8 protein-coding genes and 1 pseudogene are annotated in these 9,504 nt (G+C 43.9%); 7 read left to right on the top strand and 2 right to left on the bottom strand.

Annotated elements, in window-relative coordinates; translation table 11 throughout:
- The first annotated feature begins 52 nt into the window (after positions 1 to 52).
- The 4 genes and pseudogenes from BIY29_RS19050 to BIY29_RS19035 all read left to right on the top strand — a co-directional run bounded on the left by BIY29_RS19050 (position 53) and on the right by BIY29_RS19035 (position 6,264).
- Positions 53 to 643, top strand: a complete 591-nt coding sequence (locus BIY29_RS19050) for a YrbL family protein (protein ID WP_121576596.1) — start codon at positions 53 to 55, stop codon at positions 641 to 643.
- Between the two features lie 89 nt (positions 644 to 732).
- Positions 733 to 2,460, top strand: a complete 1,728-nt coding sequence (cptA, locus tag BIY29_RS19045) for a phosphoethanolamine transferase CptA (RefSeq protein ID WP_121576595.1) — start codon at positions 733 to 735, stop codon at positions 2,458 to 2,460.
- 197 nt (positions 2,461 to 2,657) lie between these two features.
- Positions 2,658 to 3,254: pseudogene (locus tag BIY29_RS19040) on the top strand (phosphorothioated DNA-binding restriction endonuclease); the annotation flags it as partial.
- 181 nt (positions 3,255 to 3,435) lie between these two features.
- Positions 3,436 to 6,264 carry an AAA domain-containing protein gene (locus tag BIY29_RS19035; protein ID WP_121576594.1) on the top strand — a complete coding sequence of 943 codons (2,829 nt, stop codon included), beginning with the start codon at positions 3,436 to 3,438 and terminating at the stop codon, positions 6,262 to 6,264.
- 25 nt (positions 6,265 to 6,289) lie between these two features.
- Here BIY29_RS19035 and BIY29_RS19030 read toward each other — a convergent pair whose 3' ends face one another.
- Positions 6,290 to 7,132 carry an IS3 family transposase gene (locus BIY29_RS19030; protein ID WP_121576593.1) on the bottom strand — a complete coding sequence of 281 codons (843 nt, stop codon included), beginning with the start codon at positions 7,130 to 7,132 and terminating at the stop codon, positions 6,290 to 6,292.
- Positions 7,129 to 7,437, bottom strand: coding sequence for a transposase (locus BIY29_RS19025; protein ID WP_170158979.1), 309 nt, complete (start codon positions 7,435 to 7,437; stop codon positions 7,129 to 7,131). The genes BIY29_RS19030 and BIY29_RS19025 overlap by 4 nt, the downstream gene beginning before the upstream one ends.
- A gap of 303 nt (positions 7,438 to 7,740) precedes the next feature.
- Here BIY29_RS19025 and BIY29_RS20745 point away from each other — a divergent pair, with 303 nt between their 5' ends.
- The 3 genes from BIY29_RS20745 (at position 7,741) to BIY29_RS19015 (ending at position 9,431) form a co-directional block, all read left to right on the top strand.
- A complete protein-coding gene (locus tag BIY29_RS20745) occupies positions 7,741 to 8,115 on the top strand; it encodes a hypothetical protein (protein WP_240630225.1) in 375 nt (124 codons plus the stop codon).
- A gap of 186 nt (positions 8,116 to 8,301) precedes the next feature.
- Positions 8,302 to 8,940: an ABC-three component system protein gene (locus BIY29_RS20740; protein WP_240630223.1), complete on the top strand. Its 639-nt coding sequence runs from the start codon at positions 8,302 to 8,304 to the stop codon at positions 8,938 to 8,940.
- Positions 8,941 to 8,942: 2 nt separating this feature from the next.
- A complete protein-coding gene (locus BIY29_RS19015) occupies positions 8,943 to 9,431 on the top strand; it encodes a three component ABC system middle component (RefSeq protein ID WP_121576591.1) in 489 nt (162 codons plus the stop codon).
- The last annotated feature ends 73 nt before the right edge of the window (positions 9,432 to 9,504 follow it).

The raw sequence follows: 9,504 nt of genomic DNA, 5'->3' as shown, positions 1-9,504 counted from the left end.
GTCGAGGGTTTAACCAGCGGCAAAAACTCAACTATAAATATAATCAACTTGAATGACAATGATTTATCTTGACGTCAGCCTTCTAATATCGAAAGGCCAACACCGGGCATGCTATCGCCATCCATTAATGCTGGACAAATGTATCAAGGTGCATTTAAACGGAGAATATAATCGGGAAACCATCAGGGAAATCAAATACTATAAGAAAATAGCCGACAAGACATTTTCAGTACCAATCATAGCACAATATCACGGAGTGGTTAAAACCAATCTGGGGTCGGGTTATGTATTTGATCTGATAAAAGATTACAACGGAGAGGTATCAGGAACGCTGTCGTCTTACCTGTCGGAAAAAACACTGTGCGAAAAACATAAAGCGGGAATATTGCAGGCTTACAACCGTATGAAAGTACTGACAGAACAGCATGCCATTGTCACCATGACGTTGAAACCTTACAACATCCTGTATCGATTAAGAAATCAGGATGAGGGGGATTTAATCATTATCGATAATCTTGGATGCGCGAATTTATTTCCGCTGGCTTATTATTCCAGTTTTTTCGCCAGACAAAAACTATCCCGTCGCTTTGATGATTTTGAAAACATGCTGATGCGTGAATATGGCATAACGCTTTCAGGTTAATCGCCGTGAAAATTTAAATAATTACGTGGTGCTGCAACCGTTCTATCTCGTTTAGCGATTAATTAACTCTCAACAGGAATAATAAGAAAATGCGCATTTCTTCCGTCAGGGATAAGTTTTCATGGTCTTCCCTTGCATGGCTTTTGCTGTTTTTCTGGTATTTTTCATGCACGCTGCAACTGGTTATTCTGTTTTCCGGACACAGCGGATTTAATGGATTAAGGGATGCATTGCTGTACAGCCTGCTATGGCTCATCCCGGTATTTTTCTTTCCGCGTCAGACTCGTTATTTTACCGCAGTACTCGGTATTCTTCTGTGGGCCACGGCCAGCATAGCGTTGGGCTATTATCTGATATATGGGCAGGAGTTCTCCCAAAGTGTATTGTTCGTAATGTTTGAGTCCAACACGAAAGAAGCGGGAGAATATGCCAGCCAATACATCAACCTCAAGCTGATAGCAGCTATCCTGCTCTATACAGCCATCGCCGTTTATCTGTGGACTCGGGTGCATCCAGTGTACCTACCGCTGCGTTATCGCTTTTCTTTCTCACTGCTGATCCTCACAGTGCTGTTTGCCGTCCCCGTCTACAACAAAATGATAAAGCAGCATCTGCCGGGAGAAGAAGCCGTTGCCTACCTGGCCGGACGCATGGGGACCACCGCGCCGTGGCAATTCGTCGGTAGCTATCTGGAATATCGAAGCCAACTCGCCAGCATGGAATCCCTATTGCAACAGAACGCCGCGTTACCGCCGTTGCCGAATCTGAAAGATGCCAACGGCGATATTCCCCGCACGCTGGTGCTGGTCATCGGCGAATCCACCACTCGTACCCGAATGAGCCTGTACGACTATCCCCGTCCCACTACGCCCCGCCTTGACGCATTGCGCAAAACCGATCCCAATCTGGTTGTATTCAATGACGTGGTAGCGCCTCGTCCTTACACCATTGAGTTGTTGCAACAAGCGCTGACATTCGCCGACCAGCAGCAGCCGGATCGTTACCTTACTCAGCCATCGTTAATGAACATGATGAAACAGGCCGGGTATAAAACGTTCTGGATCACCAATCAGCAAACCATCACCAAACGCAATACCATGCTGACGGTGTTTTCACAGCAGACCGACCGGCAGTTTTATCTGAATAACCAGCGTACACAGAGTTCCCGACAGTATGACGATGTGGTGCTGGCACCCTTTGATGAGGTATTACGCGATCCGGCGGAGAAAAAATTTCTTGTGGTTCACCTGCTAGGCACGCATATGAAATACCTGTACCGCTACCCGGAGAATTTTGGTGTTTTCCATGACCGAAATAGCGTTCCTACCTCATTAAGCGATCAAGAAGCGGAGGTCTATAATAGCTATGACAACGCGGTGTTATATAACGATTTTGTTGTCAGCAGCCTGATCGAAACCTTTGCCCGCCATAAGCCCAATGGTTTCCTGCTCTATTTTTCCGACCACGGCGAGGATGTGTATGAAACCCCGCCGCATAACGTGCTGGGTCGTAACGAAGGCGCACCGACTCGCGCCATGTACACCGTTCCGTTTATTTTGTGGCTGTCGCCCGAATGGCAAAAAAGCCATCCCCGCCCATATGCTGCGTATACAGACCGGAAATACAGTAGCGCCCATCTGATCCATACCTGGGCAGATCTTGCGGGACTGAGCCATGACTTCTACGAACCGAAGGAAAGCCTTATCAACGTAGACTTCAGACCGACAACACGCTGGATCGGTAATCCATATGAGAAAAACGGATTGAAGGATTTTGATGCGTTGCCTTCGGTTATTGATGTACCTAAAACTGAGTGATAAAACACAAGCTGGCTATTAATAACAAAACACGATTATTATCGCTAAAAGTACTTTATTTACCGGTAGTTAACCTACAGCTACCGGTTTCAAATCCTTGTATGCAGTATGTGGTGCAAACCACTTGAACCACGCTGATTTTGCGAGCATTATCACAATAATCCCTTTTTTTTGCCTATTTTGAGTATGTCATCAGTTCGCCACAGAAAAGGAGCAGACAACCGCCTAATCGCGAGTTGGTTCGGCATGATGTCATGGGGGGATTTGATGAAGCCAGCTATCAACTATTATGCAAACAGCCTCAACTCATCGATAAACTGGCTCAGCAGATTTTAAGCGAACATTTTCCTGAAAGCGTGCAGGAGGTGATTGCCAACCGTCTGGATCTGTCGATAGACGATGTACGCAAATCTCGCGATCCCCATTTTCGTCAGGCGGTGTTACGTGCATATCAATACCGCTGTGCAGTGTGCGGCTATGATTTGCGTCACGATATGACACCTGTCGGCCTGGAAGCGGCGCACATTAAGTGGAAGCAATATGGTGGCCCTTGCATTGTGATCAACGGATTAGCCTTATGTTCGGTACACCACTCCGCGTTTGATATCGGTGTTATCGGTATCGATGACAGTATGAAATTGATGGTTTCTGAAGGCGTCAACGGCAGCAAGATTGTCGAACGACTGTTCTGGGACTTTGAGGGAAAACCGCTGCTTATACCTAAAAAACGAGAGTACTACCCGTTGGAGCAGTTTGTTGAGTGGCATCGGGGGCAGGTGTTTAAAAGTACCTGAGTTGCTTTCGATGGGAAAAATAATACCGAGCGAACAAAAATACCGCAGCAGCAAGCTAGTTAGCTTTTGGCTGCCTCTGCATAAAAATATGTTGTAGTATTCAGATTACCATTTATAAAAATATGTTACCTGAAACACTCTATTTCTAATTTATTTTTTGGATAATAATCAAAGAACTACGATGGCCAAAACGTCTCTTCCCAATGATATTCTCCGCGCTTGGCAACGTATAGAATTTTTCCAGCCCTATACACTGGAAGAAAAAAAGAAGAGTTTGCAAATATCGTTTAACAAACTCAGCCAGTATAGGGATGAGCAACTTCCCTGGCTTTCTGCTGAGATACGTAAACAGCATGAGATTCCGTCCAAAGCGTCATACTGCATCCACGTCGGACTATTCGATAAAGGGATAGCCAGCACCATTAGCCAAGATGTGTTCGGGCCAGATAGAGGGAATGATGCAGAAGAGCGAGAACAGCGGTTGGATCAGGAAGGAATCACCTGTTTTGCTAAAGTCCTGCTGAACTCAGAAGGTGTACCTGCGCTGGATAAGCTGTCCGTAAGTTCTCTTCCATGGGCGCTCGGTCATTTGAAAAAAAAGAGCTTTCATGCGCTTAATACTGAATTTTTTTCTGCGGAATGTCATCGGCTTGCAAGTACGCTCAGAAATTTTAGCACGACGTTAAAACCAGTACGTGAGAATGGCCCCGGAGTACTGAAAGCTGATGATATTTGGACACTACTAACTACGCATTTAGTTGCGTGGGCAGACTTTGAACCAAAGTGGGAATACGTTTTACAAATCGACTGGTTTGAGGGAAAAGGCAACAGTTCAGAAGCGCCGCCGGAAGAAGAGGATGAAATTGAAGAGGAAATTAGCGATGGTGATAAAAGTTTAGCGCTGCCGATCTTAAACAGTTTCTTTTTTGAAGACATTGAACGCATCATCGCATCGTTACAACGGGACGATGCGTGTAAAGCTCTCAGAACTTACCTTTCCGGTGATGCTCCACGAAATGCCGGTCTGTATTCACAAGATGGCCTCGCATCGATCATCGATAAACTCCAACCGGCGAATATGCCTCATGGTCGTTGGCCTTCCGATCCCGAACATGCCATGTCATTAATGCAGCAGTTTGCGATTAATACTGCGATAGAAGAGCTTGCGGATGGTGGCCTGCTTTCTGTCAATGGCCCCCCTGGGACGGGAAAAACAACGTTGCTGCGTGATTTGATAGCACACAATGTGGTTGAACGCGCAAAAGTGCTATCTCGCTTTAAAAAAGCTGATGACGCGCTGGATAGCGACGGTTTTATCATTCATACACTCACCGGCTTTGAAATGGTTGTTGCCTCCTCGAATAACGCTGCGGTAGAGAACATATCAAAAGAGTTACCGCAAAAGAAATCTCTGGCCGAAGAATTTCGCTCGCTGAGCTATTTAGCGCCAACGGCAAACCAGATCGCGGCAGAATACCGCCCAAAGCGTGAACATAAAAGAGATAAAAACGGCGAGGGAAAAGATCGTGACTATCATCTTTTTAAACCGCTGGAAGAAGATAAGCAGTGCTGGGGGGTTATTTCCGCAGCACTGGGGAAAAAAGCGAACCGCGTAAAATTCGCGCAAAAATTACTTATTGACGAGCATTTTCTACGTAAAACGCCTGCTGAAGCCTCTCGCCCGGAGAATGAGGATTTTCTCAGCTTGTGGCGTTGGAAACCGTACCATTCTTCGCTCTCTTTTGCAGCGGCGAAAAAACAGTTCCTTAAATGTGTCAAACAAATTGAAGGGTTACAACAACGGCTAATCAACTTTGCCGATCTACTCAACAAGCAGCCTGACGATACACTTGATACCTTATCGCTAACGCTGGCTGAAATTAAAAAGAGCCATAAAGTGCTTCTCAGTAAGCTGAAACTTGCCGAAGCGCAACGGGATGCGGTGGAAAAAAAGGTTCAGCACGCGGAACAACAGCAGAAAGCCCTGGAAAGTGATAGACCAGGCTGGCTAACACGTTTGATAAACCGTCAACGGTTTTCCGCTTATCAGGATTCACTAAACACCATGCAGCTTGAACTCTCGAGGCTTACAGGGTTGCAGGCCAAGTTTGCTCAAGACGTAGTGGAACAGCTCAAATGTTGTAATGACATCGAGGAAAAAAAACGCGAGATAGAGCAGGATATTGGCAACATTATCCAGCAACGGAAGATCGATCAGGAGTCATTGCAAACGCTAAAGGCACAATTTCCCGATATTACGTTGCCGGATCTCAATCAGCCCATTGATGACGCCGCGTTGCAACGTACGGCATTCTGGCAGAACGCACAGATAAACTGTCAACGTTCCGCATTATTTGTCGCAGCGATGGAACTGCATCAGGCTTGGCTTCACGAAGCATTGGGAATCAAGCGCTTTCAAAATAAAGTTCGTGGTATTAAGGACTTTTTGACATCTCCCCACACGGAAACGACGCCTATACGCTGGTGGCAAACGCTGTTTATGATAGTGCCCGTCATTTCTACCACATTTGCCTCGGTTGGGCGCATGTTTCACGGTGTGAAGTGTGAAGAACTCGGCTGGCTGATGATTGATGAGGCCGGGCAAGCGCCGCCACAACAGGCGGTTGGCGGGATCTGGCGTGCTAAACGCGTCTTGGTGGTTGGCGATCCGTTACAGATTGAGCCAGTATTCACTACCTCGCCACCACTGGTAGAACGCATATGTCAGGACGTCCTATTGGAACATGCTAAGGATTGGAATCCGGGGCTGTTCTCGGTACAGCAGGTTGCCGATCGTGTTAATTCATGGGGATGTGAATTAGACGTGATGGACATTTCGGTGTGGATCGGTATTCCCCTGTGGGTACATCGCCGCTATATCGAGCCGATGTTCAGTTTGGCTAATAAGATGGCCTACAATAACAGGATGATCCATGGACTTGGTGCTGACAAAATAGGTAGCCAATCGATAAACAATGAGATTGACAATCACTGGCTGGTTTCTATGTAACGGTCAAATAAAACCGGACACTGATTTAGGCACATTGCTGTAGTCGCCGTTCATATTCGTCCGGCGATGTATTTCCCAGCTTATAATGCCGCCTTTTCAGATTATAAAAACTATCGATATAATCGATAACGTCTGCAATACCCTGACTTCGGGTTTCATAGCGACGATAGTTAACTCTTTCTGCTTTCAGACTGCGGAAAAACCTCTCTGTAACGGCATTATCCAGACAGTTTCCTTTCCGGCTCATACTGCCTGTCACATCAAGTTCCTGCTGGCAATACTGGAACTGTGTACTGGTATATTGCGCTCCTTGATCGCTATGAAACACCACTGACCCTGTTGGTCGTCGTTTATTTACCGCCAGCCTCAAGGCCCGAGTAGTCAGAGCGCTGTCAGGTTTATCTGAGAAGGCCCAACTGACTATTTTTCTTGAACATAAGTCCATGACGATAGCCAGATATAACCATCCCTGAGCGGTGCGCAAGTAGGTAATATCACCCGACCACCAGGTATTCAATGCCTCTGGATTAAACTGCCGATTCAATAGATTAGCGGCCACTACAGCGGGTTTCCCACCGCGTGGATAGCGATGACGCCCAGGGCGTTTAGCCACCAGCTTCAGTGCTTTCATTATCTGGCGAACGCGGTATCTGCCTACTTTAAAACCTTGTTCCCGTAACTCAATGCACATGCGCCGACTGCCATATGTGGAATCCATTTCAGTATGAACATGATTAGCTGCCGCGTGCAGCATAAGAACATCCGCTTTGATCATCGGCTGACGGCTCCGGGCATAAAACACGCTGCGCGTGAGCGATAAGCAGCGGCATACCTGTTGGATATTTGCTCCCGCCTTCTTCAACTTCACCGCGACTTTTTGTCGTTGTTCATTTCCATAGCGAAGAAGGCTGAAGCCTTTTTTAACAGGTCATTGTCGCTTTGCAACTGCCGCACCTGCTTTTCTAGTTCCTGTATCCGCCGTTGTTCCGGTGTTATCGCACTGGCTAGTGGTGTATCCCCGCGTATCTCTCCACGATACTGCCGTAGCCAGCGCTGGAGGGTTGAAAGGCCAATATTCATTGTTTCAGCAGCCCAGAGCACCGGGTAGTTGTGCTGAATAACCAGATTGACGCATTCCTGTTTGAATTCATGGGTAAACGTTTTTCTTCGCATTTTCACCTCGTTAGTGTTGCTCATTATACCTCTAACAAAGTGTCCGGAATGATTAGACCATTACACCCGCTCGGTACTCAGCGCAGGCGACGAAAAACAGCAAGAAGTTTTCTGATGAAAGAACTAGATCATAAATACGGTAGTAAAGCTGCATGCATACACAACATGTATATAAGCATTCATAATGTTATTGCATCATACTGTAAATTAAGTTTGAATGTTTCTTATCGTAAATGGAATGCTGTTTTACACCAAGATTAGGACAGCTTGTTTATATGTTGTTTTATACAGGTAAAAGTTCATATGGTGACTAAAGAGGCCAGCCCAAAAATTGTTGGTTTTCTGTATCAGATGGAACGTGCGCTGTATCGTATATTCTCAAATGAACATAATTCTGCTGTGTTTGGAATAGAAACGGCAGATGATGTTGTAGAAGAAATTCTTTTCGAAAATGGCCATTGGCATGTTGCCTTTGAACAAGATAAACACGCTTCAGATACACAGCCTCAACCCTATCAGGATAGTAGTAAAAATTTGTGGCATACCTTACATATATGGCTTGATGCCATGAAGGAATCTCGAAAAAAATACAATAAAATAACCTACTGTTTCGTAACTAACAAAACTGTGGGCACCAATAACCTCGCAACAATACTTTCTGAAGCAAAAACCGAATAGCAAATTAATACTGCATTAGCCATACTAAAAGAACAAGCCAATGCCATTAATGGAAAAGTTAAAGAGATAGCAGTTCAGGTACTGACACATTCCGAAGAAGAATTAAAGTTCTTAATTAAAAACATTGAATTACTTGACAACCATGGAACACTTTCAGGAATCCCACTTAAACAAGCAACAATTAATTTGCTACACATACCTACAGAGCTAAAGTCACAGGAAGAGACTATTTATCAAACACTATTTGGGTTTATGATTGATCAATGCCTATCGGCATGGAAAGCTCGCCAAGCAGTAGAACTAACAAAAGGACCTTTTTCCAATCTACGTGATGCAGAAATAAGTAAAATAAAGCGACGAAATTTTATTGACCAACCTATTTTTGATACTGAATACAAAAAATTTATGGATAACGATGATTCTGAACATCTATTTATCCAACAACTGCAATATATTAATATAAATACAGAACAGTGTAATAAAGCATTAGAACATTATTGGGCATTTCACGCAGAACGAGTCCGATTAGAAGATACAGGTGAAGTTCCTCTTTCTGCATGGCAAGCGCGTGACTATGCTCTTTACGAACGCTGGGAACAAATTAAAGATAGCACTAATATAATAAAAATTGGCAATAATAATTCAATGGAATTATCCCAAGAAATATATACCAGTACATTAAATAACTATAAAGCAAACCTGAATGGTATACCTACAGATTATATCTATTTTACAAGCGGGAATTATCACAAACTAGCCAACTCTTCTGAAAATGAAATGTTTATACACTGGCACAGCAACTTCAAAATTCATAAAGGTGAATAATTATGTACTATAAGGATATAAATATCATCAATAATAGTTCACTTGCCTGTTTTTTAATCGTTTATTTTATTGATGAATATAAGAAAATATCAGTTGATGGTGCGAACCCTGATTTAATGAAAATTTTACTTGTACTTCCTTTAGTATGGCATAAGGATAGTAGGGACATTATCAGAAAAAAACAGTTACACACACCATTAAACATGGTAATTCAGGACAATCCTTTAATCAAATCGAATTTAAAACAACGCATTTCTGAATATACAGGCCCAACAATTCAAGGATTAAATTTAGCAGCTTCATCTGGTCTACTTGTAAGATTAGTGAAAAATAATGAAATCTGTTTCAAGATTAATTTTACAAGATGGCCTTCAGGTATAAAGAAAACAATCCCTGATGACATGATTAAGACAATAGCACGCATTGCAAATTGGTTTTATTATATTGACACGGCATCTCTCTACGCTCTTATTCTGGGTAAATCATTATGAAATTCACGATCGATAAGTTAATACTTTGGCCTGCTAACCCTAATAATACTTTATGTGAACTATCTTTTAAAAG

The sequence above is a fragment of the Brenneria alni genome, from assembly GCF_003666245.1.
Lineage (GTDB): Bacteria > Pseudomonadota > Gammaproteobacteria > Enterobacterales > Enterobacteriaceae > Brenneria > Brenneria alni.
This window is presented reverse-complemented; position numbering and strand designations above follow the sequence as displayed.